Here is a 26,117-nt window from a genome sequence, read left to right on the forward strand (position 1 = left end):
CTCGATTTAGCCTCAACTTGTAAACTTAATGCTTCTTCTTCAACCCGTCTGCCAGTGCGTATCCGACCTTCCAGATATCGCCTGCGCCCATCGTAATCACCAGATCACCTGGAGCAATACGAGGTGTCAGATCAGCTAGAACATCTTCTTTGGTTGGCAGATGTCTCGCGCCCGCATTACTGTTCTTAACAATTAGCTCAACCAGCTTCGCAGAAGTAACACCTTCGATCTGTTTCTCTCCAGCCGGAGAGTAAATATCGGTGATGATGACTTCGTCGGCTTCGCTAAAGGCACGGCTGAAAGCATCTAACAGGAAGAAAGTACGTGTATAGCGCTGAGGCTGGAATACCGCAATAATCCGTTTTCCTGTTGCCTTGGCAGCACTGATCGTTGCCTGAATCTCTGTAGGATGATGCGCATAATCATCAATGACCAGAATGTCATTGACTTCTCCGAGCACTTGAAAACGGCGCTTCGCACCATGGAATTTCACAATCGCTTCAGCGATTTTCTCGAAAGAAATCCCTGATTTCAAACAAGCGATTACCGCTGCCATTGAATTATAAAGATTGTACTGTCCGGGAACAGAGAGTTCAATCCGTCCAAGCACTTCTCCATTATGATTCATCGTGTACGATACCTGACGATCGCCTAGAACGATATCAGTGGCAATATAATCTGCAGTGTTCGACTTGATGCCATAAGTAATCACCTTACCTGTTACTTCAGGTAAAAGAGAGATCACATTCTCGTCATCAGCGCATACTATAGCAGTTCCATCTTCGCGCGTTTGGTTCATGAACTGCACGTATGCAGCTTTAAGACGGTTAAAGTCTCCGTCGTAATTTTCCAAGTGATCCGCTTCAACATTCGTAACGATCCCAAGCCAAGGGTGATAGTGCAGGAAAGAGCCATCACTCTCATCCGCTTCCGCTACTACAAACTCACCTTGTCCCGCCTTTGCATTCGTACCTACATTCATAATCTCTCCACCGATAATATACGTTGGATCAACGTCGCACTCTTCCATCACAAGTGCAATCATGGAGGAGGTGGTAGTTTTCCCGTGTGCTCCAGCAACGGCTACCCCTTTACGTTCATTCAATAAACGGGCTAACATTTGCGAACGATGCAGAATTGGAATCTTAAGACGCTCAGCTTCCACCCATTCCACATTATCACTAGACAAAGCCGTAGAGTATACGACTAGATCCGCACCTTTTACTTGTTCTGCTGTATGCCCGATATAAATCTTGGCACCTTTAGCAATCAATTTATCCGTTAATTCTTGGGCAGCCACATCGGAGCCCGTAACTGTATATCCCATTTCTAGCATTACCCGGGCAATCGCGCTCATTCCGTAGCCGCCGATCCCTATAAAATGCACACGTTCAGTAGTATCCAACAGTCGTCACCAGCCTTTTTCAGTATCGGGTTGCTGCAAAAGTGTACCGCGTACGTCAGAGATTAAATACAGCGTACCAGATACGACGGCAAGGTCATCCTCCGCTGTAATCGACTTCAGTAGCTGCAGCGCTTTTCCCCAATTATGTTCTACTATGATTGCCAAGTTTTCCTTGGCATATTTCTCCCGCAGACTTTCTGCGATAACTTGCAGATTCTCCACGTCCATTTTGTTCTGGAAATCCGGTTCGGTCAGGATGAGCGTATCCACTATAGGCAGTATATGCTTAAAGTAGGATTCATGATGCTTATTTGACAGCATTCCCATAAGTAAATTTAATTTACCGTATTGATAGAGCTGAGGCAGACTTTTTGCAAGACTCTCCGCACCTTCCGGATTATGTGCTCCGTCCAGTACAATCCTTGGAGACTTGCTTACCTCTTCCAGCCTTCCAGCCCAGAATGCGTGGCGCAAACCTTCAAGCACATCTTCATCCTCAAGCATAAAGGCCATATACTGACGCAGAACCTCAAGTACCATCATGGCAGCTGCCGCATTGCTAATCTGGTGCTCGCCTTTCATTACAATCCCAAGTTCAAGCGAACGAAAGGGACCCTTAAAATGAAAAGTCTGCACATCCTCACGGATTTCATTAGCCTCATAGCTAAAATCTTCTCCGGCAAGATAAAGAGTAGAGCGGCAAGCCGCTGCTTTCTCTTTCAGAACCGCTACGACTTCCGGCTGAGTTACGCAGCTAACAACAGGTACGCCCGTCTTAATAATTCCGGCTTTCTCCATTGCAATCTTCTCTAGCGTATCTCCCAAAATATCCATGTGATCATGACCAACATTAGTAATCACAGAAACAATCGGAGTCACGATGTTCGTTACATCCAGCCTTCCCCCAAGCCCGGTCTCCCATACGACAACATCAGGACAAGAGACGCCCGCAAAAAATAGAATGGCTACAGCTGTAGTTACCTCGAACATCGTAGGTGAGCCAAACTCCGTTTCCGAAATTTCTTGGACTAGTGGACGTAATTGGTTAACCAGCTCGACAAGCGTTTCTTCAGAGATGTCCGTATTATTATATTGGAACCTGTTCGTGAACTTTGTAATATACGGAGATGTAAAGGTGCCTACTGAATAGCCGCTTTGTATAAGTGCACTAGTCAAAAAAGCACAAGTTGAACCTTTGCCGTTCGTACCCGCCACATGAATAAACTTCAGCCGACGGTGCGGATTTCCCAGCTTGTCCATCAACATCTCGATTCTATCTAAACCTGGCCGTATCCCAAAAGGGATTAGGCTCTTGATCCAATCAACCGCTTCGGTGTATGTCGCAAGAGGGGCGGTACTTCCGCCCCGATTTAGGTCATCCATGTCTCTTATCCTCTCAGCTCTGCGATGCGGGCAAGTACTTTCTCACGTTTAGCAGAATAATCTGCCTGCTTCGCCCGTTCCTCTTCGATAACTTTAGCAGGAGCTTTGGCCACGAAGCCTTGATTGCTCAGCTTTTTCTCTACGCGTTCTACTTCGCTGTTCAGCGTCTGCACTTCTTTTTCCAGACGAGCGATTTCTTGTTCAATATCAATGAGTCCCGACAATGGCAGAAGCAGTTCTGCTCCTGTTACTACAGCGGACATTACCTTATCCGGCGTTTCTGGATTCAGGCCAGCTTCGAAGGAAGACGTATTACAGAAGCGTCCAATGTAGTTGTCGTTACGGGTGATAATACTCAGCGTCTCTTCATTACCCGCTTTGATGATCAATTCAACCTTTTTGCTCATCGGTACATTCACTTCAGCCCGGATATTACGAACGGCCCGGATTACATCCATCAGCAGGTTCATTTCCGCTACGGCTTGCGGATTCTCCAGAGCAGCATCATACTCCGGCCATGCAGCCAGCGTAATCGTCTCCCCTTCATGCGGAAGGTGCTGCCAGATTTCTTCCGAAATAAACGGCATAAACGGATGAATCAAGCGCATTGTGCGGTCTAGTACATAGGCAAGTACAGACTGTGTCTTCGCTTTGGCCGCGGCGTCTGATCCGTAAAGTGACAGCTTCGCGAACTCAATATACCAGTCACATAGATCGTCCCAAATGAAGTTGTACAGCTGGCGACCGGTCTCACCGAACTCGTACGAGTCAATTAGACGCGTAATCTCACGAGAAGTTTCGTTCAGACGGTGCAAAATCCAGCGATCAGCAGTACTTAGCTCACCCGAAATGTCAATATTTTCAAAGCTTACGCCTTCCAAATTCATCAACGCGAAGCGTGATGCATTCCAGATCTTATTGGCGAAATTACGTGCCTGCTCAACCTTTTCCCAACGGAAGCGTAGATCCTGTCCAGCTGTACTTCCGGTAGAAATCATGTAACGCATTGCATCTGCGCCATACTTCTCGATTACTTCAAGGGGGTCTACGCCATTCCCGAGTGATTTGGACATTTTTTGACCTTCGGAATCCCGTACCAAACCATGCATCAATACATCTGAGAAAGGTTTTTCTCCGGTAAATTCAAGAGCTGAGAAGATCATCCGCGCTACCCAGAAATAAATAATATCGTAGCCTGTTACGAGCACATCGTTCGGATAATAGCGTTTGAAATCTGCACTGTTCTCATCTGGCCATCCTAGTGTGGCAAAAGGCCACAGATTAGAGCTAAACCAGGTATCCAGTACATCTTCGTCCTGTTTCAAGTCGGTTAGACCACTGATCCGGCGCGCTTCTTCCTCGTCATTTGCCACAACCAATTCACCAGTAGACTCGGAATACCATGCTGGAATACGATGTCCCCACCACAGCTGACGGGAAATACACCAATCACGTACGTTCTCGATCCAGTTCAGGTAAGTTCTCTCGAAACGGTCCGGTACAAAGTTAACCCCGTTCCCATCCTTCTGTGCATTGATGGCAGCTTCAGCCAGTGGCTGCATCTTTACAAACCATTGTGTGGACAAGTACGGCTCAACAACCGCTCCAGAGCGTTCACTGTGTCCTACTTGATGCACATGATCTTCGATATTGATCAGCACACCTTGCTCCTTCAGGTCAGCAGTAATGGCCTTACGACATACACTCCGGTCTTGACCTTGGTAAGGTCCTGCTTCTTCATTCATCGTACCGCTCTCATCCATTACGTTAATCTGCGGTAAATTGTGACGTTGACCCATCTCGAAGTCATTCGGATCATGAGCTGGTGTAATCTTAACCGCACCACTACCAAACTCTTTGTCTACATAATCATCAGCGATAATCGGAATCTCACGGCCAATAATCGGCAGGATCAACGTTTTGCCGATCAGATCTTTATAACGATCATCTTCCGGATGAACAGCAACCGCTGTATCACCCAGCATGGTCTCCGGACGTGTGGTCGCTACTGTAATAAATCCGCTACCGTCTTTGAGCGGGTAACGCAGATGATACAAGTGACCATTAACTTCTTTATATTCAACCTCGATATCCGACAATGCTGTACGAGCCGCCGGGTCCCAGTTGATAATGCGTTTGCCGCGGTAGATCAAGCCTTTATTATAGAGCTTAACGAATACCTCGCGTACAGCTTTCGACAACCCTTCATCCAGGGTAAAACGTTCGCGGGAATAGTCAAGGGAAAGCCCCATCTTAGCCCACTGCTCATGAATGGTGTTCGCATATTTATCTTTCCAGTCCCACACCTGCTCCAGGAACTTCTCGCGGCCGAGATCATGTCTAGAAATTCCCTGCTCACGCAGCTTTTGCTCTACCTTTGTCTGCGTTGCGATACCGGCATGGTCCGTACCTGGTAGCCACAACGTGTCGAAGCCTTGCATCCGTTTTGTACGAATCAGGATATCCTGAAGCGTAAAATCAAGCGCATGACCAATGTGCAGCATTCCCGTTACGTTTGGTGGCGGGATTACAATGCTGTATGCTTTTGCATCTGGACGCCCGCCTGCACGGAAATATCCACCCTCTGTCCAATAGGAATACCACTTGGTTTCTGCCGATTTCGGATCATACGTGGTTGGCATTTCATTCTTAGAATCATTTGCAGCGGCAGCATCTGCCGCTGTATCTTGCAAGTTCGGCAACTCTGCCGCTGTTAGATTGTTTTGGTCAGCCATTCTTTGATACCTCCACTTGGTTACTTGTAGTTGGTTTCTAAAAAACAAAAAGACCCCTCGTCTCAAAGGACGAAAGGCCATTCTTTCGCGGTACCACCTTTGTTTCGCGCCAATGAAAAATAAACCTGCACTTCTTTCACCTTACGGTTCAGAAGCTTAGCGCGACACTCGTACAGATAACGGCTGCTACCGGCCACATCCTAACTTATCTTTCATATCCATGAAGACAAGCTCAGAAGGGCGACTCCGGGGCGACTTCGGTGGCTGTATCCTACGGAATGTCACAGCACTTGCATTCCGCTCTCTGAAGGGCTGACCGCCTACTCTTCCCGTTCCCAGTCTTTACTTAGATATTGCTTACTCCATAATACATTTTGAGTCATCCCTAGTCAACCTGAATAGGCTTCTACAGCGGGACTTTAAGCGGAATTTCGACTTATAGCGTGCATATGTCGAATTTTCATTCGATTCATCACTCTGCGTTGGTTAGATACCCCACATTCTAACGTTCTCCGGTCACACAAGAATAAACGCCTTCGACATCCTTTTACGGAGGGTAAGCGTTTATTTGAGAAATATAAGGATAATGTATAACGTGAAACTTATATATTCTTATATTTGACAAAAATCCCGATCTACTATCAGATCGGGATTCACCTATTCATATGAGTACGCATTGTAATTCAATTACGGAATGTACAACACTTGCCCTTCTTCTACACTCTGCCCAGACAATCGATTATACATTCCCAGCTCCCGCGCACTTAGCTGATATTTCTCTGCGATTGTATCCAGCGTTTCTTCACGCTGCACGATGCAAAGGCGAACCTTACGGAATAGGTTAGCGCCATCTGCTCCAGCAATGAATCTGCTCTTCCACTCCGTATTATTTCCGGCCTCTGGAATGATCGCTGCAGCCGATGCATTTCCTTCAGATAGGAGAGCCTCTTGTTCTTTACGAGAACGACTAGAGCTGAGTAATGAAGAGAAGGTGAGATGTTCTTTGACTGGAGCCTCAGCATCTTTCTTGCTTCCTAGCGCAATCTTAAGATCTTGCTTCTCCTCTGACTGTGGCACAGTCTCTTGAGAAACAAAAACTTCATTCGTATTCTCGTGAATCGGCTGAGCATTCTCTTCTTGTGCATGAAGCTCATTATTGGCCTCGTTTTCCGAAGCGAATACGGCAATATCTTGATCCGCATCAGCATTAGCTGCTGGAACAGCGGTTTCTCTTGAAGCAAAAGTATATTCAGCTTCTTGCTCCTGATCCGCTTGACTCGCCAGGCTAACTTGATTCAGCTGAGTGGCCTCAGCTTCATTCTGTGACTCAGCTTTAAACCAGTAATCCGCTATTCCTGCTTTGGAATCCTCTGTTTGCGAATCCAGACTATGCGTCCGAGCTTTCGCGCCCTTGTCCTTCTCATGAGCGGATGAGAAATTCACTATAGGGGACGAATGACCAGCTCCACTTGAGACCAGTGGAGCCTCTGATGCGTCTGCATTAGCTTCAGCATGCTCATGTTCTTCTACGGCAACCTCCGATGCATCCTCGCCAAAGGTCCACTGTGAATTTTCATAAAGTGCATCAGTTTCGTGCTCTTGGTTCTCTGCAGATGCTTCGATTACCCTGTCATCACTGAGAGGGGAATAAGCAACTGTGTACTCTTCCTGCTGCCAGGCCGGTTGTGGTTGAGGCTCCGCACCACCGATTCCCCGCAGTGATAATACGCCTGTTATATTCACTGTGCGCATCGTGAGCAGATCAATATCAAAATTCTCGATCTCCACCCCGATATCTTCAATCGAGCTGACGCGTGTAAGCGGAACAGTGATTTCTACGGGAATAGCATGCTCCAGACGTTGTGTTCGGTCATCTTCACTCCGGTAGAGTCCGGTAAGCAACAGCTGACCATATAACTCGGCACGATCCTCCCGCTGAATCACCTGGATTTCCGGAAGTAGTTCAACCTCCTCCAGCTCAGCTATTCCCGGAAGCTCTTCCGATAGGTGAATGCGTTCATAAATATCAAACCGCAAGCCGTGGGACTGATCAAACACGGGATATGTCCTCCTTCTTGGCATAATCTAACCCTGAGACAGGCCCAGAGCATAAGCCCAAAATGTTACTCCCCACATGTATATGCTTCAAACAGAAAGGCATGACAACTTTGGTGGCACTAACCGGACAGGATGCTATTAATTTCATAAATTCAGGGACCATTCAAACCTATCTGCCGGCCAATAGATGAACTACTCCGCATGAACAAAGTATTATATGCTGCTTTTGCTATTAGGACATAGATAGATGCTTCTTTCTGAAAAAACAGAAAATTATATACCCTACGAAAAAATAGATAAAAAAAGAACCGTAATACCAGCATTTGCTGATACCACGATTCTCAGGTTTATAACGAAGCCGTCAAGGCGCTTCAGACAGCAGCTCCCGCAGCTGAAGCATATCCTCCGGCCACGGATCGCTTACTTCCAGTTGTTCACCGCTCCAAGGGTGGCGGAAAGACAGCAGCTCGCCATGGAGCGCATGTCGGCCGGCGGCACTGGAAGCCCAGACCGGGCCGCCATATAGCGCATCCCCATACAAGGGATGACCCATATGGCTGAGATGGACGCGAATCTGATGCGTCCGTCCGGTCTCCAGCTGCACATGCACCAGGCTCCCGCCATGCAGTGCTTCGCGTCCGATGATTCGAGTCACGGCGGACTGTCCGCCGGGTGAGACTCTTCTCCGCGCCGCATGATGACGATCGCGTCCTATCGGCGCGTCGATCACTTTAAGTGTAGGCGGCACTGTGCCTTCGACGATCGCGGCGTAGAGCCGCGAGATGCTTTTGTCACGCATATTCTCGTCTAGGACAAGCTGTGCGAACTCATTCTTCGCGTACATCACCGGACCTGTTGTATCCTTGTCCAGTCGGTGAATATGCCTTACAGCTACACTATCACCGGAGGCGACATAATGCGCAGCTACAAGATGATCCAGCGTTACACCTAAGCCACTGCCATCCGGATGAACTGCCATGCCTGCCGGCTTGTGCGCAACCAAGCAAAAATCATCCTCATACAACACTTCAAGCTCTTCCCATACTGGTTCAATGCCGGCTTCACGATCCGGAAAAAGTGCCAGTCGCAGTCGATCTCCCTTCCACTGAATGCCCCCCTCGCGGCGCAGACGCAGATGAAGCTTCTCAGGCATACCTACAGTTTCCAGCAGCCACTTATCAATTGCAGCTTCAGAATCCTCGGCTCCTGTAATGATTTTGCCGGGTGTTACTTCCAGCCACTCCCCACGTCTAGTCCAAGCTCCACCACCGGTTCTTTCTCCGGCTCCAATACTCAAAGGGCCTTCAGGGCATTATAGTGGCCCTCAATGGTATCATCAATATCCTGCTCACTATGCGCAGCCGACACGAACATGCCTTCAAACTGTGAAGGTGGCACGCTAATGCCTTGGCTCAGCATATGACCAAAATAACGACGGAATAGATCCGTGTTGCTAGTCTTGGCCGTTTCAAAGTTAGTTACTGGTCCTTCCGTGAAGAACGGACAGACCATCGAGCCCACGCGGTTAATTGTCAGCGGAACACCGGTCTCGATTGCATTCTTTTTCAAGCCTGCCTCCAGACGCGCCCCTAATTGTTCCAGACGATCATAAACTTCCGATGTCAGTAGCTGCAGCGTAGTGAGTCCTGCCGCCATCGCTAATGGATTACCACTAAGTGTGCCAGCCTGATAGATCGGTCCCGTAGGAGCGATTTGCTCCATAATCTCTCTTTTGCCGCCATAAGCGCCGACTGGAAGTCCTCCACCGATAACTTTGCCGAAGCAGGTAATATCCGGAGTAATGTTGAACAAGCCTTGAGCACAGCCACGATTGACACGGAAGCCTGTCATTACCTCATCAAAGATAAGCAAAGATCCATTGTCTGAAGTTAACTTGCGAAGTCCTTCCAGAAATCCCGGAAGTGGTGGTACAACACCCATGTTGCCGGCAATCGGCTCTACGATCACTGCGGCAATCTCACTGCCAAAACGTTCGAAAGCAATCTGAGTGGACTCCAAATCATTGTATGGAACTGTAATTGTATTTACTGCCACACCTTCGGGAACACCTGGGCTGTCCGGCAAACCTAATGTGGCTACACCGGAACCCGCTTTAATAAGCAGACTATCTGCGTGACCATGATAGGATCCTTCGAACTTCAAAATTTTACTGCGTCCTGTATAACCACGTGCCAAACGAATCGCACTCATCGTCGCTTCCGTTCCGGAGTTAACCATACGTACGATATCTACAGAGGCTACACGTTCGACAACCGTTTTTGCCATTTCAGTTTCAAGTAAAGTAGGTGCACCAAAGCTTGTCCCTTTTACCGCCGTCTCCTGCAATGCCTTTACAACCTCAGGATGCGCATGACCCATAATCAGCGGTCCCCATGAGCATACATAGTCGATAAAGCTGTTGCCGTCGATATCATAAATACGCGAGCCGATCCCATGATCCACATAAATCGGAGTCAAGCCTACGGATTTGAACGCCCGTACAGGGCTATTCACCCCACCGGGAATATATTGTTTTGCTTCATCAAAAGCCTTGCGGGACGCTTCCTCTTTACGCGCCATTGGCTCATTACTCATCTATCTTCACTCCTATTCTGTTCTTGGTCACACAGGTATAGATTAACCACGCAGCCAGCGCGCAGCATCTTTTGCGAAATAAGTAATAATAATATCCGCTCCGGCCCGTTTCATGCCAGTCAGCATTTCCAGCACAACGGCTTGCTCGTCAATCCAGCCTTGTAGCGCTGCTGCTTTTACCATGGAATATTCGCCACTCACATTGTAAGCCACAAGAGGCAAATCGAACTGGTCGCGGATCGTACGAATCACGTCCAAGTAAGCCAGAGCCGGCTTCACCATTAACATATCTGCGCCTTCCAGCACATCGGATTCTGCTTCACGAAGCGCTTCGCGCAGATTGGCAGGGTCCATTTGATAGGTTTTGCGATTTCCGAACTGTGGCGCTGAATCCGCAGCTTCGCGGAAAGGGCCATAAAATGCCGAAGCATATTTGACCGAATACGACATAATCGGCACATGTTCAAAGCCATTCTCATCTAGTCCCGCACGAATCGCGTGTACGAATCCATCCATCATATTCGAAGGTGCAATAATATCTGCTCCAGCTTTAGCTTGGGATACCGCCGTACGGGTCAACAGCTCTAGCGAAGCATCGTTGATGACATCACCGTGTACCACACCGTTTACCGTATGCGTATGCACCATCCCGCAATGTCCGTGATCCGTAAATTCACAAAGGCAGGTATCTGCAACGACCAACAGCTCAGGGTACCACTGCTTGATCAAGCGAGTAGCCTCTTGCACAATTCCATCCTCTGCGAAACCGGAAGAACCGATTGCATCCTTCGTTTCAGGAATCCCGAATAACAGTACAGCCGGAATGCCTAGTGCGGCAATCTCGTCCACTTCTGCTTTTAAAGTATCCAGCGAAAAATGGTACACGCCCGGCATCGAGCTAATCTCATTCTTCACACCTGTTCCATAAGTCACAAATATAGGCTGTACAAAATCCAGCACATTCAGTACTGTCTCCCGCACCATACCACGAATTCCAGCAGAACCGCGTAGTCGACGGTGACGTGTAATTGGAAAGCTCATTTGTTCATCCTCCTGAAAATAAAATATATAGACACAACGGACATTTATAGTTTGCCCGTCTAACTGCCAGTTAGTTAACAATCTGATTTCATTGCAGAATGTGCAATAGAAAAGACTTAGAATTGGAATTGATTCTAAATTTAAGAGATTCTATTGTACAAACTACAACCAGTCTAAGGTTACTTATATTAATAGGGCTATTGCTCACCTATCTCTATGAAACTACTTGAGCCTAGTCTCCGCATTCCAGCGACAGAGTTCCTGCACCAGACTATTAATAGTTGCTTCTTCAGGTAGCAGTCCCGGGGTAAGCCCCGCTTCCACGGCAGTCTGCTCAGTTAATGGCCCGATGCAGGCTATTTTCACGTTAGCTAGCAATGGGAGTGGATCTTCGAGCCCCATTCTTTTAAGAATGTGGATGAAATTGCGCACCGTTGAAGAACTAGTAAAAGTCACCGCGTGAACGCGCCCCTCCTCCAGCATCTTCAGCAGCTCGTCGTCATCCTCACCCGTCACAACCGTCTCATAGGTATCGACGTCTGTGACTTGAAGGCCAAGCTCTCTCAGCTTGTCCGGCAGCCAGTCGCGCCCCAGATCGCCGCGCGGCAACAGCACGTTCTGCCCCGGCAGCAGCTGGGGACCGAACTTCTCAATCAGACCCTCCGCCTGAAACTTCGCCGGAAGCTCCTCAGCAATCACCCCGCGCTGCGCCAGCGCGGCTGCTGTACCCGGCCCCACCGCTGCAATCCTTGCGCGGTGAAGCCCCCGAATGTCCGCCCCCTGCTCCGCTAAGTGGCGCCAAAAAAACTCCACGCCGTTCGGGCTAGTGAAGAATACCCAGTCGTACGATTCCAGCGCGCCAAACGCCGCTACAATCTTCTCCTTCTTCTCTGCGCCTTCCGGCATGATCGTCTCGATCACCGGGAACTCGTAGGGTTCCCCGCCGAGTTCCTCAATCATATCCACCAGCTCGCTCGCTTGGCTCCGAGCCCGTGTCACCACGATGCGTTTGCCGAATAACGGCATCGCCTCGGCCCACTTCAGCTGCTCACGCTGCAGCACCACGTCGCCAACGACGATGACGGCCGGCGGCTGAAAATTCGCCGCCTTCACCTTCGCCTCAATATCGGCGAGGGTTCCCGTCAGTGTCTCCTGATCTGCGCGAGTACCCCAGCGCACCAGCGCCACTGGTGTTTCTGGCGGACGCCCATGCTTGATCAGCTGGGCGCTGATATATCCTATTTTAGCTACGCCCATCAGGAACACTAACGTCCCCGTGGCATTCGTTACTTTATCCCAATGAATGGAATGATCCAGTTTATCTGGACTCTCATGTCCGGTGATAATCGACAGGGAAGAAGCATGATCGCGGTGCGTGACAGGTATACCCGCATAAGCAGGTACGCTGATCGCCGACGTGATACCCGGTACGATTTCGTAATAGATCCCATTTTTGCGAAGCAGCTCCGCTTCTTCACCTACGCGGCCAAAAATCGTAGGGTCCCCACCCTTCAGCCGCACCACTGTTTTCCCCTGTAAAGCCAGATCAACTAACAATTGATTAATCTCTTCCTGCTTCATCGTGTGGCGATCCGGCAGCTTACCAACATAAATCTTCTCGCCGCCGGGCTTCATGCATTTCAGCAATCTAGGACTTGCCAGCCGATCATACACCAGCACGTCGCTTTTTCGAATACACTCGAGGCCTTTTACAGTAATCAGCTTTGCGTCCCCGGGACCTGCACCTACCAAATAAACCTTCCCCGTCAATCCCCTCATCCCCTAACGTCTGACAGTATCTTCTCCGCTCCTCTTGCGATCAGCTTCTTAGCGACTTCTTCACCGAGCTGTACTGGATCTACCCCAGTGCAAGTTTCTTTCAAAATCGTTGAACCGTCAGGTGTTCCCACCATTCCGGTTAAGGAGATTATTTTGTGCTCCGCAGTAGTGGCTTCCGCGGCTGCGTCAAGCACCGCATGAGCACCAATCGGCACTTGGCAGCCGCCGTTCAGCACGCCAAGGAACGTGCGCTCCGCCGCCACCGTCAACGCTGTATCGGCGTCGTTATATAACGCCAGCAGCTTCCGCAGGTCGGCGTCATCTGCGCGGCACTCGATGCCGAGTGCGCCCTGCCCTACAGCGGGCAGGCAAACTTCCGGCGGCAGGTAGGCGCTGACGCGATCCTGCCAGCCCATGCGCGACAGCCCCGCTGCTGCAAGCAGGATCGCGTCGTATTCGCCGCTCTCCAGCTTGCCCAACCGCGAGTCAATGTTGCCGCGCACGGGCTCAATGACCAGATCAGGCCGCAGCGCAGCTAGCTGGCTGGAGCGGCGTAGGCTGCTTGTGCCTACGCGTGCGCCCTGAGGCAACTCGTCTAGCGAGACGCCTCCGTTAGAGATCAGTGCATCGCGCGGATCGACGCGCTTCGGCACAGCACCGTTGATCAGCCCCTCCGGCAGCTCGGAGGGCATGTCCTTCATGCTGTGCACCGCCATGTCGATTTCTTCGTCCAGCATCGCTTGCTCGATTTCCTTCACGAACAACCCTTTGCCGCCTACCTTGGACAAGGTGACATCTAGGATACGGTCCCCTTTGGTAACAATCTTTTTCACCTCAAAAGTGAATCCAAAACCATGCTCCTCGCTCAGTCGCTCCAGATCCGCAATCACGTGCCCTGTCTGCGTCAACGCAAGCGCACTCTGTCTACTCCCAACAATAATCTTACGCATTGTCCATTCCTCCTGATTACGTCTGCCTCTTACTCTTCACCATAGACCGTATATAGTAATCCAAACTAACCAAAAGCTACTCCGCACTATTAAAGGGCATTTGTGCCCTTTATTTAGCTCCTTCGTCCGTTATAGCTCAATTTAGGGGTATTTTTGCCGCTCTTTCGACCATTCCAGTCACTCAAGCCCAATTCAACGGTACTTTTACCGCTTATTTGATCATTTCAGCTACTTCAGCCCATTTCAACGGTACTTTTACCGCTTTTTCGATCATTTCAGCCACTTCAGCCCAATTCAACGGGATTTATACCGCTCTTTCGACCATTTCAGCTACTTAAGCCATTTTCATCGGTACTTATACCGTTCTTTCGACATTCCAGCCACTCCAGCCCAATTCAACGGTACTTATACCGCTCTTTCGACCATCTCAGCCACTTTAGCCGTATTCATATCATTAATCTAACCTAATTTTGTAATCTTCACAGTGTCCACGCGCACTTTTACTCCGCCCGATGATCAGCAATCCAAGCATCCATATCCTCCGGGCTCCACGCGATAAAGCTACCGTTTCTCATTTCATTCAACACATCGAGCGTCCCAAGCTTCCGCAAAAGTCTGCCACGAACTTCAGCAGAAGATTCTTGTTCCTTAATCCGGGTTCGCATGGTATGTACAAAATCCAAATATGGCTCATACGCCGCATCCAGCGCCTCTTCAAGCACACTTTTAATCTTCGCAGCCGCAAACGGACCAGCACCCGAAGTAGATACAGCTACCGTCAAACGCCCCCTACGTACAACTCCGGGCGTGATAAAATCCCCCGCTTCCGCATGGCTAGCCACATTCACATGAATGCCAAGTCGCCTAGACTCCTGCGCAACCTCTTCATTAACCGTTCTATCGTTAGTGGCTGCATATACGAGAAAGGCCCCACGGAGATCTCCGGGAGCATAAGGGCGGTCATGCCAGGTCATGAGACCCTTTTTCACTAGAGAGGCAAGCGTATCTGTCAAAGAGGGACTAATCATCTTAACCACCGCTCCAGCTTCCAGTAGCCCACTCACCTTCCGTTCAGCCACGGCACCACCGCCAATAACCACAACCTGTTGCTTTTCACAATCTAGCATTATGGGCAAATACCGAGTCATGCTCTTCACTCCCCGCTCCAACCGTGAAAACCAGATAAAGAATTCAACAAAAAATTCAAGATAATAAAAGCATATCCTAAAATCGCCCAGCGAGCCATACTTACTCCACTTTTCCGCCCGGATTTCTTAAAGATAATATAAAATATGTAAATTCCAAGGCCAATAAGTGTCGTTAGTACTTTTAAATCCTTCAATAATAGTGTCCGTCCCTCAGAAACAATAGATAAGCTAGCCACCACCAGAGAGATTGCCAGCAAAGGAGTCCCCACCAGAATAGCGGTGTAAGAATATTTATCTGTAGTCTCTAAGTTCGGTAAACGACGAATCCGGTCACTCCATTGCTTGCTTTTGAGTCTGGTGTGCAGGAATAAGTACAATATTGCAAATACCGTCCCAAGTGTCAGTGCAGCAAAGCTCAAATTGGCCAAAATCACATGCATTGTCAACCAGCCATACACCGAGCTCCAAGTCTCAAGCGTATGTCCCCCCGCCGTCAGCCACACCCGATTTAGGAGAAAAACACAGAATCCAGCCACACTAAGCAGCAGAATCGTAAACTCGCCTCCACGTGTAAAAGCCACCGCAAGCGAAGTCAGCACAATACTAAATGCAAACCAGAACAAGAAATCATAAGGTGTGAAAATGGGCAGTCCCTTCTCCTGGGAGAAACGAATCCCCAGTCCTGCAGCTTGCAAAAGAGCCACAACAACAAGAAGCCCCGTGCCTAACCGCTTCCCACTCGGGTTGCGATAAAGGCAATCCGAGAAAACAAACAGCAGGCTCAGGGCATATAGCAGCAGAGCGGCATCATATATTCCGTTCAGCAGTTGCATATCACTCACCTACCCAACAGGCCTGCCGGAGCAAGCACCGTCTTAGGCACAGAAAAATCGCCGCTACCGGCAGTGCGTTCTGTGGAACTAGACTGCTTAACCGGGGCGGAATCTCCGCCATCTGAATTAGATTCGAGCTGTTCCTGTAGCGCAAAGATTTTGGAGAAATAATCAAGAGCTTCATTCCCCTGCTTACCACCGGACATCTCTTTAATTACATTGATTGGATCATGCATCATCTGGTTCACAATGCTTTTGGTCAAACGACGAATCACCTTGCGCTGATGCTCGTCCAGCTCAGGCAGCTTATTGAACAGACTCTCCATCGTTTCCTCATGAATCGCATTCGACTTATCTTGAAGCGCCCGAATTACCGGTCTCACGCCAAGCGTCTTAAGCCACAGCTGGAACTCATCCATTTCCTCACCGATCATCACTTCAATCTTCGCAGCTTCACTCCGACGCATTTCCAGGTTACTCTCCACAATGCCCTCCAGATCGTCAATATCATACAAAAAAACATCTGGCACATTAGCCGCTGCAGGATCAATATCACGGGGTACAGCTATATCAATCATAAAAAGCGGCCGCGAAGGGCGACGCTTCATAGCATTCGCTACCTGATCTGCCGAAAGTACATACCCATCAGCTCCCGTCGAGCTGATCACGATATCTACCTCATTAAGAGATTTTAGCGCATCTTCAATCGTGCTTGGCTTACCCGAGAACTTCTCTGCCAGTTCAATCGCACGCGACAGCGTACGGTTAGCGACAATCACCTCAGCCGCACCACTACTATATAGATGCTTTACAGTGAGCTCGCTCATTTTGCCGGCGCCCAGAATCAGTACTCTTTTACCAGTGAACATGCCAAAAATCCGCTTGCCCAGCTCCACTGCCGCATAACTGACAGATACTGCGCTTTCGCCGATTGACGTTTCACTATGTGCTCTTTTGCCGAGTGTCACCGCTTGTTTAAATAGCCGATTGAACCAAGTTCCAGTTACACCCTCAGCCTGAGCCGTGAGAAAAGAACTTCGCACCTGTCCCAGGATCTGCGTCTCGCCAATCACCATGGAATCCAGGCCGCAGGTCACGCGGAACAAATGCGCAATCGCCTGCTCGTCTTCATATATATACATATGCTGTGCAAATTGCTCATTTTTCACTCCAAACCACTGCTCCATAAAACCGCGGAGGAAATACCCTCCCATATGAAGGCGGTCCATGACCACATAAATTTCCGTACGGTTGCAAGTGGCTACTACGACCCCTTCCAGCACACCCTTCGTCTTCATCAATTGATGAAGCGCTGCCGGAAGATCACTCTCCGCAAAAGCAAACTGTTCCCTAACCTCCACGGGAGCCGTACGATAATTCAGGCCAACGACGACGATGTGCATCGATAGTTCACCATCCTAGTCTCTATTCATTACTGTGTACAGTTATATTAAAGAATATTTTACATAATATTCACTTTCACAACATCTCAAAACACTGTGTTAAGTATATCACACGAAAATACGACTTTTTACAGATTTTTTGAACGCTTTATGAAATCCAGATAATAATTATTATAAATAAAAAACCGCAGGTTCGCTACGGTTAGGATGGGTTATTTTGTGATTAATTATTAGGTTGTGAGTCTAGGGGAGTTTACACATCTAACTGTTCTATATAAGGTCTATAAACATTAGGAAGGATCTCGACCTTTTTAAATACCTTTAGACTCTGACTTACCTTATTACTTCTCCTTATAATCCTTTAAACCATCGTGAAAACCAGCGCATTATGCTTGAGATGGTAATTCCCCTCTAAAAACACTTAATTACTTCCTCATGGAGTTGCATTAGCAACATTCATAATTTTTTTCAAAGTATTTGGTGGGAGGGACACAGTCAATACCCCAGGGTTTCTTCCAAATGGCAACAAGTACTGTTGTTTAGGATTCTATTGCTTTGCAAGCTTGTAAGTCATTCACAACGTGAAGGCAGGGATAAGAGTAAACGACCAGCCAATGAAACCAACTGATTTACAACCGCCTCCACAAATAACTCGACTAAAGATTAGATTACAGAGTTTTTCAGCCGAAATGTCACACTAAGATTAACAAACCATCTTAGTGTGAAGAAGGGATTTATTATATTAGAATTCGTATTCTCTTGGTGCGCAGTCTCCCTGCAACACCAGAACTAGAAATGTGTTGCCGAATGATTGGATCGAAGATAAACAACTACTCAGACCTAATAAAAACCAAAATCTAATAACAATGAAAGGTGGTTAAATGTTCATAAGAAATAATCAAATATCGTTGTACTTAATCCTATTATGAGAGTTGCAGTTACTAAAATTGGAAGAAGCAACGTCTGTTTCTTTTCATTATTAAGAATAGGGTAGTACACCAGTATTGGAACCAAAAACCAGGAGTACATAGCAACTCTATAAGAAAATGCTATGTAACCAAGCAAAAGATAGAATATGTTAAATGCTGCATAGCAGGTTATTAATTTAATATATTTTATCTTTTTTTCATCACTCATACTAATTTTTTTATATAGGATTATAGACAACATCAAGAAAAATGCACTAAAGATAAAATAAAAAATATTATTAGAGGTGGAGGCAGAAAATGAATCAAATACGTTTGAGGTATATAAGCTTATGAAATCCATTTTAGAAATGAACGGTATTTTTAGCAGAATCGTATTCTGCTTAGTTAAGAATAAAAATGCTGATACTATCCATAAAACTAAAACTGGCTTTAGGCTGATATTAAACATTTTGTACGCAACAAGGAATAGTATTACAGGTAAAACAGAATAATGGCACAAAATTGATGCTATCGCGCATAAATAAAACTTATACTTTTTCTCTTCTGCAAGCATTAATCCTATAGCAATAAGCATGAACATAATACTAAAACCTTGGCGGCTACCTACAAAAATGTAGATGTAGAAAAACGTGAAATTAAGATAGGCGAAAAAAATATATATCTGCTGCCATGTGACGAATAACTTTTTCAAGGCCACAATTAATAATGTAGCGTAAAGTCCGAAGGTGACAAATAGATATGTATCAATGCTACTACTGAATCGAGAAAGAACCCATTGGAGCAAGAGGAATAGGGGTTCCCAAGTGAAATTTTTGAATGAATCCGATAGTGAGAGGCTATTCATACGCTGAAAAGTGGTTATGTAGTTTATCATATCACCATCATAAAAAGAACCTTTCGGTACTACCCACATTATCAGTATCAAGAATAAAATTAATAATGAGTTAGAAACGTAGCGACTTTTAAAAACAGTGTTTTGCTGGAAGCCCGCTGATAATATTACACATAAGGAAAAGGTATAAAATAAAAACATTTAAACACTCCTTGAAATTAATTTAACATTATAAAATGATACCACCAGATGGTAATTTAGGGAAATGTAATAACATCAAGTAACAGATGGATTATTTTTCAGGAACCCCCTACAATTATAGTCTTGGTTAGTTTATAGTAATAGGAAAACTTAGTAAAAGAGGTTGAATGCGTTGCCGAATGGTCAAAGAATAGAAGTGCTAGATTCAATACGTGGATTGGCATCATTCTCAGTAGTTATTCATCATACTTTAATTGCAACTCCTATATTTTTAGCTGCACATTATCATGAGAGTATTGAAAACAACTTAGTAAAAGTACTTACTAGTTCCCCATTGCATGTTTTATGGGGTGGGCATGAAGCCGTTTTACTTTTTTTTGTATTAAGTGGGTTTGTACTATCTTTGCCTTTTTTGAATCAAAGATCACCCAAATATTCTCAATATCTAATAAAAAGGATTTGTAGAATCTATATCCCTTATATATTATCTATTGCGTTATCTGCAGGTTTGTTATTTCTTTTAAATCCTAGTAATATTAGTGATCTTAGTGATTGGTTCAATGGTATGTGGTCCTCTTCAATAACTGGAAAAACTATTATTTCATCCTTATTAATGCTTGATTATCATGTACATAATCTAAACACCGTAACATGGAGTTTAGTACATGAGATGAGGATATCGATCATATTTCCAATATTGATATTTTTCATAATTAAGTATACCTGGAGGAAAAGTCTTCTTATAGGAATTTTTTTATCATTATTTGCTTGTATAGCGAATGTTTTGGTATACAGAACTATACAGAATGATGCGGTATTCCTTCTTGTTACTTCATTAAGCAGTACTGTATATTATACTAACTTTTTTATTATTGGTGCAGTTGTTGCCAAACATCGTCACCAAATTATACCAAAGATAAAGAGATTGAATTCAAGCTACAAATTCACTATTTTAGCAGTCTCATTGGCTCTCTATTGTTCTGAGTGGATAATCCCTAAACTAGGATACTATAAATACAATGGGAATATTATTCAAACAACTTTAACTACTTTTATTCTGGATCTTATTATCATGACTGGTATAATCATTCTTTTCACTTTGGTGTTGAGTTCATCTACTTTTAAGAAAATACTACTTAATCGATATCTGTTAGGGTTAGGTAAAATTTCGTATAGTCTTTACTTGGTTCATATAATTGTTTTATTATCTATAATTCATTTTTTCAAATATGACGTTCCCTTTGGAATTTTACTATTAATTGTACCGATTATCTCAGTATTTGTAGCGATACTTTTTTATAAATATATTGAATTTCCTTCTATATCTCTTGCAAACAGAATAGTTAACAATAAAAATAGGAGCGACTCTAAAACAATAGTGACTACTCGATACAGTATTAGAAAGTAGAAAGAATTATTCACTAACAATCTTTATTTAATAATTCTGAGCCACGCAATACTGGCTCATTTATTGTGAACAACATTTATAACACCCCACGAAAACTCCAAAGCATGCCTTAGCTTGAATGTTGGATCTAGCTATGTATTTTTATGGCTATCAAAGGGAAGAATCTCGGTACCTGTTCATTCAAGAAATGAACCATCAGTATCTCATGAAATTGCTTTGTCGAATTGCAGGCTTTTTTAATATTAGAAATATAAGAATTAAACTAAATAGAAAATAATTACAAAACAATAAATTATTCAAGTTGTGATAGTATTCCCCATTAATGTTGGTATTATAGGAATTCTTGTAGCACCTAGGATTACAACTTTTGAATTTTTATAAAAAAACCGTATCACACATGGCATTACTTTTATTGACTCAAGACAAGTATTATTTAGGGAACTGTAATAATAAATTTGATATTGCACATTTCTAATTCGCCCTTTAGGGCTATAAATGTTGCTATGTTCTAAATTTGTTCAGGATACGAGCTATACATATCATTTGAGAAGAAGGGCTTGGATGGATTTTTTAAAAGACGGCTATCTAAAATTAGACATAATTGGATCGTAGTTGTATTCTTATATCGCATTAACCTTCACATAAACAACTTAATTCCTCTACATTCATACGATTTCTGGTGGTTCATTCAATTTCTGTGCATAAATTTGTTTCTGAAAGTAAGTAGCTTGTTCTGATCGGCATATTTTCAATTTTCTTCTTACTATTAGCCAAAGATAATCTGATCTGAGCAAGTGTTTTCGTCTTAGTAGATATTGTTCACTGGGAATAGGCTACTGGACTACTAAGTTTGCTATTCAAGCAAACGGACTTTATTAGAATTTATTTAGATACTGTAATTAAACTATACCTAATCTAATCTCTACGGGAACATCATTTCAAATTATTCTTATTCATACACTTCTTTTACTTACAATTACACATAAATTCTCAGTTACAAATACAATCTTGTTCGTATCGTATTAATCTGTTGTTTAGTTATTTCATAGTTTCACTTCATTAAATAAAAGATTAGATAAAATTCAAAAAAACATCCACTAAACATTTCCTAGGATGAAACCCTACGGACATACTAATACCCGATAAATAATATCGTCGAGTTAAGCAGCTTGCACCTATATGGAATCCTCAAGAATAACAAACTGTCTCTACATGAACGTGGCTAGCGAAACCAGTTCTTAATTTGATCAAGCGTACTTTTTGCCTCCGGTCCATTGTAACCGAAGGTGTTACCAAACATTTTAACATACTCGTTGAACGTAGTTTCCCGACTCTTTCGGTCACTCCACCAGCGTTTAGAATTATATCCTGATAAAGAACCCAAATACGTCAGCTCAATCTCCGATTTTTTGTACACACGATCAAAAAGAAGCTTAACCCGCCGCATGTGAAATTCCGAGGAAACGACAATAGCAGATTGAAAAGCGTGTTCCTTCATTATAGGAAGTGTGAAATCTGCGTTCTGATAGGTGCTTTCCGCCGCATTTTCGGTATAGATAACATCCGGCGGTATACCGAGATTAAGGACAGTTTGGAGCATGTCACCTGATGAACTCGCAGATTCTTTGGCATTGGAAAGAATTATATAAGGAGCGTAGCCGGCTTTATATAATTCAGCTGCTTTTTCTACACGGCCTTGGCCTCCGCTGAGGACGATTATGGCGTCAGAATGCTTGGGATATTGGGTTAGGGTGAGAAAACGACCGGCGGTGAAGAACCACATAATCAATAATAATAAGCATATGAAAAGGAGAAATTTCCTATTAATTAATTTACCTTTTCTTTTCTTAATAGATAAGTTACTCATGGATCACTTATGCGATTCGTTACTAAGGATTTGTTGCCACCATTCAGCATTATCAATATACCACTGGATTGTCTGAGCAATTCCTGTCTCAAAAGTATAAGTTGGCTTCCAACCTAAATTCTCAAGTTTTGTTGGATCAATGGCGTAGCGTTTATCATGTCCTAATCTATCTGTTACGAATTCAATCAAACCATCAGATTTCCCTAAGGTACTAATAATCGTCTTAACTACTTCAAGATTAGTTCTCTCATTATGACCACCTACGTTGTAAACTTCACCACTTACTCCTTGGTGTACAACAAGGTCAATGGCCGCGCAGTGATCCCAGACATGGAGCCAATCACGAATGTTTTTTCCATCGCCATAGACAGGGACCTTCTCGTCATTTAATACTCTTGAGATCGTTAGTGGAATCAATTTTTCAGGGAAATGATAAGGCCCATAATTATTCGAGCAGCGCGTTATGTTCATTGGTAAACCAAAGGTCTCATAATAAGCTCGCACTAGCAAATCCGACGCAGTCTTACTTGCACTATAAGGACTGTTCGGCTGCAAAGGCGTTTCCTCTGTGAAAAATACAGTAGGATCGAAATCGAGTTCGCCATACACTTCATCCGTAGAGACATGGAGGAATTTAGTAATGCCGAATTTTTTAGCTGCATCCAGTAGTACCTGTGTCCCCATAACATTTGTACGAACGAATACCGCAGGATCAGTAATTGAGCGATCCACATGGCTCTCTGCAGCGAAATGGACAACATAATCAAATTTCTCCAACTCAAAAAGAGACATTATTGCCCCACGATCAGCAATGTCAGCTTGAACGAACCGATAATTCGATTTGGACTCAATATCCTTATGCTTCGTTAGGTCACCCGCATAAGTTAGCAAATCCAAATTCACAATATCATAATGTGGATATTTATCTATCATATACTGTACAAAGTTGCCTCCAATAAATCCGGCACCACCCGTAACCAGCATCTTTTGCTTACTCAATGAATGCACCCCGATCTATTTGTTTAACATTAGTTATCATAAGTAAAGTTCAAATTAGCCTCTTTTAATAAAGGCGCCTTCTCATCCTTGGCAGACAGTACCGGTGTAACATGAATAGGCCATTCGATGCCAATAGAAGGATCATTCCACAGAATACCCCCATCACATTCTGGGGCATAAAGCTCATCGCACTTATACTGAACCTCTACGTCTGCTGTTAGCGTCATGAATCCATGAGCGAACCCTTTTGGAATAAGCAGTTGCTTCTTATTCTCAGCACTCAGTTCAATGCCAAACCATTTACTATAAGAAGGACTACCTTTTCTGATATCTACGGCTACATCAAAAATAGCACCACGTGTACAACGAACCAGCTTTGTCTGTGCTTTAGGATGTAATTGATAATGCAAACCACGTAATGTTCCTTTAGTCGCAGAGTAAGATTGGTTATCTTGTACAAAATCCATGTCAATACCGTGCTCTTTGAACTTAGCTCCACTATATGTCTCCATAAACCAACCTCGGTGGTCCCCAAAAACAGCTGGCTCAACGACTAATACGCCTTGCAATATGGTTTCTGTAATTTTCATCGCTGCCACACTTTCAGTTATTAGTATTGTATTTTACCTGTAGCTACCTTCATCAAATATTGACCATACCCAGTCTTACTCAACTTCTCCCCGCAATTCCACAAATGTTCTTTGGTAATCCATCCATTAATATATGCAATTTCCTCAGGAGCGGCGATCTTGATTCCTTGATGATCTTCAATAGTCCGTACAAAATTAGTTGCGTCGACAAGACTTTGATGAGTTCCGGTATCTAACCAGGTAAATCCCCGACCTAGAAGTTCCACATCAAGCTGACCAAGATTTAAATAAGCTTCATTAATGGAGGTAATCTCCAATTCCCCACGTGAAGAGACCTTAACATTCTTAGCAATCTCAATGACTCTATTATCATAAAAATATAAACCAGTAATTGCATAGTTAGATTTCGGCTGAGCCGGTTTTTCTTCCACGCTCAATACTTTTCCATCTTCATTAAATTCCACAACACCAAATCGCTCTGGATCTTGTACATGATATCCGAATACTGTTGCTCCTTGCTCTTTAGAAGAAGCACGCTGCAACATCTTTCGCATTCCATTTCCATAGTAGATATTATCTCCAAGGATCATGGCAACCGAATCATCACCGATAAAAGATTCACCCAAAATAAAAGCCTGAGCTAAACCGTCAGGACTTGGTTGAACTATATATTGTAATGAGATGCCGAATTGAGAACCGTCACCTAGTAGACTTTCAAATCTAGGTGTATCCTCTGGTGTTGAGATAATTAGAATGTCTTTAATACCTGCTAGCATTAATGTGGATAGAGGATAGTAGATCATCGGTTTATCGTAAACGGGGAGTAGCTGTTTACTCGTAACCATTGTTAATGGGAATAGGCGAGTGCCGCTACCGCCTGCAAGAATAATTCCTTTCATCCGTTTTCACCTCTTCATATTATTTCACTTTATAATACTCTACATACCAATTTGCGAATTTCTGTAAGCCTTCCTCTATGGAGGTTCTTGGCTTGAACCCTACAGCTTGCTCTAATAAATCTGTAGATGCGTATGTTGCTGGTACATCCCCTGGTTTAATAGGTTCAAATGATTTATTAAATATCACCTCTCTACCAGTAGCCTTGCTTAAACACTTTTCTAATGTTTCAATAAACACCATTAACTTTTCAGGGCTGTTATTTCCAATATTAAAAACCTTATGAGGAACCGTTTCTGTCGGCGCTTTGCTTAGAATTCTCTCGATACCCTCTACAATGTCGTCTACGTATGTAAAATCTCGATAAAGATCGTTTTTGAAATCACCATTATTAAATATTTTAATTGATTCACCAGCAAAATATTTCTGGGTAAATCCGAAATAAGCCATATCTGGACGCCCCATTGGACCGTACACAGTAAAAAAGCGTAGACCAGTAGTCGGTATCTTATAAAGATGACTATAAGTATACGCCATCAGTTCATTCGACTTTTTCGTAGCTGCATAAAGTGATTCCGGATGATCTACAACATCTGATTCTTCAAAAGGGACCTTTTTATTAGACCCATAAACTGAACTAGATGAAGCATATACAAGATGGTCAACTAGATGATTTCTACAAGCTTCAAGAATGTTAAAGAAACCTACGATATTGCTTTGAATATACACATCAGGATTTTCTATAGAGTATCGTACCCCTGCTTGTGCTGCTAGATTTACAACTATGTTCGGTTTGTATTCTTCAAAGACCTTAGTAATCATGTCCTTGTTTGAAATATCAACTTTTATGAATTCAAAATGGCTAAACAACTCTAGTTGCTCTAAGCGAGCGTATTTGAGGTTAACAACATAGTAATCATTAATATTATCAACACCAATCACTCGGCAACCTTGCTCCAATAACCTTTTAGATAAATAATATCCTATAAAGCCTGCTGCTCCAGTAATTAAAAATGTTTTCGTGTTATCTACAGGTATATCGTTCAAATAGCTCGCCCCTTCAA

18 protein-coding genes and 1 other annotated feature are annotated in these 26,117 nt (G+C 44.5%); of the genes, 1 reads left to right on the plus strand and 17 read right to left on the minus strand.

Annotation, left to right across the window (positions count from 1 at the left end; genetic code table 11):
• Window positions 1-25: 25 nt before the first annotated feature.
• The 12 genes from murC to hemA all read right to left on the minus strand — a co-directional run bounded on the left by murC (window position 26) and on the right by hemA (window position 17,330).
• Window positions 26-1,405, minus strand: coding sequence for a UDP-N-acetylmuramate--L-alanine ligase (gene murC, locus NSS87_RS24750; RefSeq protein WP_042191191.1), 1,380 nt, complete (start codon window positions 1,403-1,405; stop codon window positions 26-28).
• A gap of 6 nt (window positions 1,406-1,411) precedes the next feature.
• Window positions 1,412-2,788: a folylpolyglutamate synthase/dihydrofolate synthase family protein gene (locus NSS87_RS24755; RefSeq protein WP_339243292.1), complete on the minus strand. Its 1,377-nt coding sequence runs from the start codon at window positions 2,786-2,788 to the stop codon at window positions 1,412-1,414.
• Between the two features lie 5 nt (window positions 2,789-2,793).
• A complete protein-coding gene (locus tag NSS87_RS24760) occupies window positions 2,794-5,430 on the minus strand; it encodes a valine--tRNA ligase (RefSeq protein WP_339248660.1) in 2,637 nt (878 codons plus the stop codon).
• Between the two features lie 155 nt (window positions 5,431-5,585).
• Window positions 5,586-5,869, minus strand: a binding site (T-box leader).
• A 341-nt stretch (window positions 5,870-6,210) separates the two neighbouring features.
• Window positions 6,211-7,581, minus strand: a complete 1,371-nt coding sequence (locus tag NSS87_RS24765; protein WP_339243293.1) for a LysM peptidoglycan-binding domain-containing protein — start codon at window positions 7,579-7,581, stop codon at window positions 6,211-6,213.
• A gap of 361 nt (window positions 7,582-7,942) precedes the next feature.
• On the minus strand, window positions 7,943-8,878 hold the full coding sequence (locus NSS87_RS24770; RefSeq protein WP_339243294.1) for an RluA family pseudouridine synthase: 936 nt from the start codon (window positions 8,876-8,878) through the stop codon (window positions 7,943-7,945).
• Window positions 8,875-10,176 (minus strand): glutamate-1-semialdehyde 2,1-aminomutase, encoded by a 1,302-nt coding sequence (gene hemL, locus NSS87_RS24775; protein ID WP_339243295.1) that lies wholly within the window; start codon window positions 10,174-10,176, stop codon window positions 8,875-8,877. Before hemL ends, NSS87_RS24770 begins: the two co-directional genes overlap by 4 nt.
• A gap of 42 nt (window positions 10,177-10,218) precedes the next feature.
• A complete protein-coding gene (gene hemB, locus NSS87_RS24780; protein WP_042191201.1) occupies window positions 10,219-11,217 on the minus strand; it encodes a porphobilinogen synthase in 999 nt (332 codons plus the stop codon).
• A gap of 222 nt (window positions 11,218-11,439) precedes the next feature.
• Window positions 11,440-12,987: a uroporphyrinogen-III C-methyltransferase gene (gene cobA, locus NSS87_RS24785; protein WP_339243296.1), complete on the minus strand. Its 1,548-nt coding sequence runs from the start codon at window positions 12,985-12,987 to the stop codon at window positions 11,440-11,442.
• Between the two features lie 5 nt (window positions 12,988-12,992).
• Window positions 12,993-13,946, minus strand: a complete 954-nt coding sequence (hemC, locus tag NSS87_RS24790; protein WP_042191205.1) for a hydroxymethylbilane synthase — start codon at window positions 13,944-13,946, stop codon at window positions 12,993-12,995.
• Window positions 13,947-14,446: 500 nt separating this feature from the next.
• Window positions 14,447-15,094, minus strand: a complete 648-nt coding sequence (locus NSS87_RS24795; RefSeq protein ID WP_339243297.1) for an NAD(P)-dependent oxidoreductase — start codon at window positions 15,092-15,094, stop codon at window positions 14,447-14,449.
• Window positions 15,095-15,099: 5 nt separating this feature from the next.
• A complete protein-coding gene (ccsA, locus tag NSS87_RS24800; RefSeq protein ID WP_339248661.1) occupies window positions 15,100-15,927 on the minus strand; it encodes a cytochrome c biogenesis protein CcsA in 828 nt (275 codons plus the stop codon).
• 5 nt (window positions 15,928-15,932) lie between these two features.
• Window positions 15,933-17,330: a glutamyl-tRNA reductase gene (gene hemA / locus NSS87_RS24805; protein WP_339243298.1), complete on the minus strand. Its 1,398-nt coding sequence runs from the start codon at window positions 17,328-17,330 to the stop codon at window positions 15,933-15,935.
• 2,134 nt (window positions 17,331-19,464) lie between these two features.
• Between hemA and NSS87_RS24810 the strand changes: the two genes are divergently transcribed.
• The gene (locus NSS87_RS24810; RefSeq protein ID WP_339243299.1) at window positions 19,465-20,700 is read left to right on the plus strand and encodes an acyltransferase; all 1,236 of its coding nucleotides are present in this window, start codon (window positions 19,465-19,467) and stop codon (window positions 20,698-20,700) included.
• Window positions 20,701-21,922: 1,222 nt separating this feature from the next.
• Here NSS87_RS24810 and NSS87_RS24815 read toward each other — a convergent pair.
• The 5 genes from NSS87_RS24815 to NSS87_RS24835 form a co-directional block, all read right to left on the minus strand.
• A complete protein-coding gene (locus NSS87_RS24815; RefSeq protein WP_339248663.1) occupies window positions 21,923-22,483 on the minus strand; it encodes a YdcF family protein in 561 nt (186 codons plus the stop codon).
• A gap of 87 nt (window positions 22,484-22,570) precedes the next feature.
• Complete coding sequence (gene rfbB, locus NSS87_RS24820; protein WP_339243300.1) at window positions 22,571-23,566, minus strand: dTDP-glucose 4,6-dehydratase; 996 nt, start codon at window positions 23,564-23,566, stop codon at window positions 22,571-22,573.
• Window positions 23,567-23,595: 29 nt separating this feature from the next.
• The gene (gene rfbC, locus NSS87_RS24825; protein ID WP_339243301.1) at window positions 23,596-24,156 is read right to left on the minus strand and encodes a dTDP-4-dehydrorhamnose 3,5-epimerase; all 561 of its coding nucleotides are present in this window, start codon (window positions 24,154-24,156) and stop codon (window positions 23,596-23,598) included.
• A gap of 20 nt (window positions 24,157-24,176) precedes the next feature.
• A complete protein-coding gene (rfbA, locus tag NSS87_RS24830) occupies window positions 24,177-25,055 on the minus strand; it encodes a glucose-1-phosphate thymidylyltransferase RfbA (RefSeq protein WP_339243303.1) in 879 nt (292 codons plus the stop codon).
• 19 nt (window positions 25,056-25,074) lie between these two features.
• Window positions 25,075-26,100 (minus strand): SDR family NAD(P)-dependent oxidoreductase, encoded by a 1,026-nt coding sequence (locus NSS87_RS24835; RefSeq protein WP_339243304.1) that lies wholly within the window; start codon window positions 26,098-26,100, stop codon window positions 25,075-25,077.
• Between the last annotated feature and the right edge of the window lie 17 nt (window positions 26,101-26,117).

Origin of the sequence: Paenibacillus sp. FSL F4-0243 (genome assembly GCF_037963295.1) — a bacterium.
In the GTDB taxonomy this organism is placed as follows: domain Bacteria; phylum Bacillota; class Bacilli; order Paenibacillales; family Paenibacillaceae; genus Paenibacillus_AQ.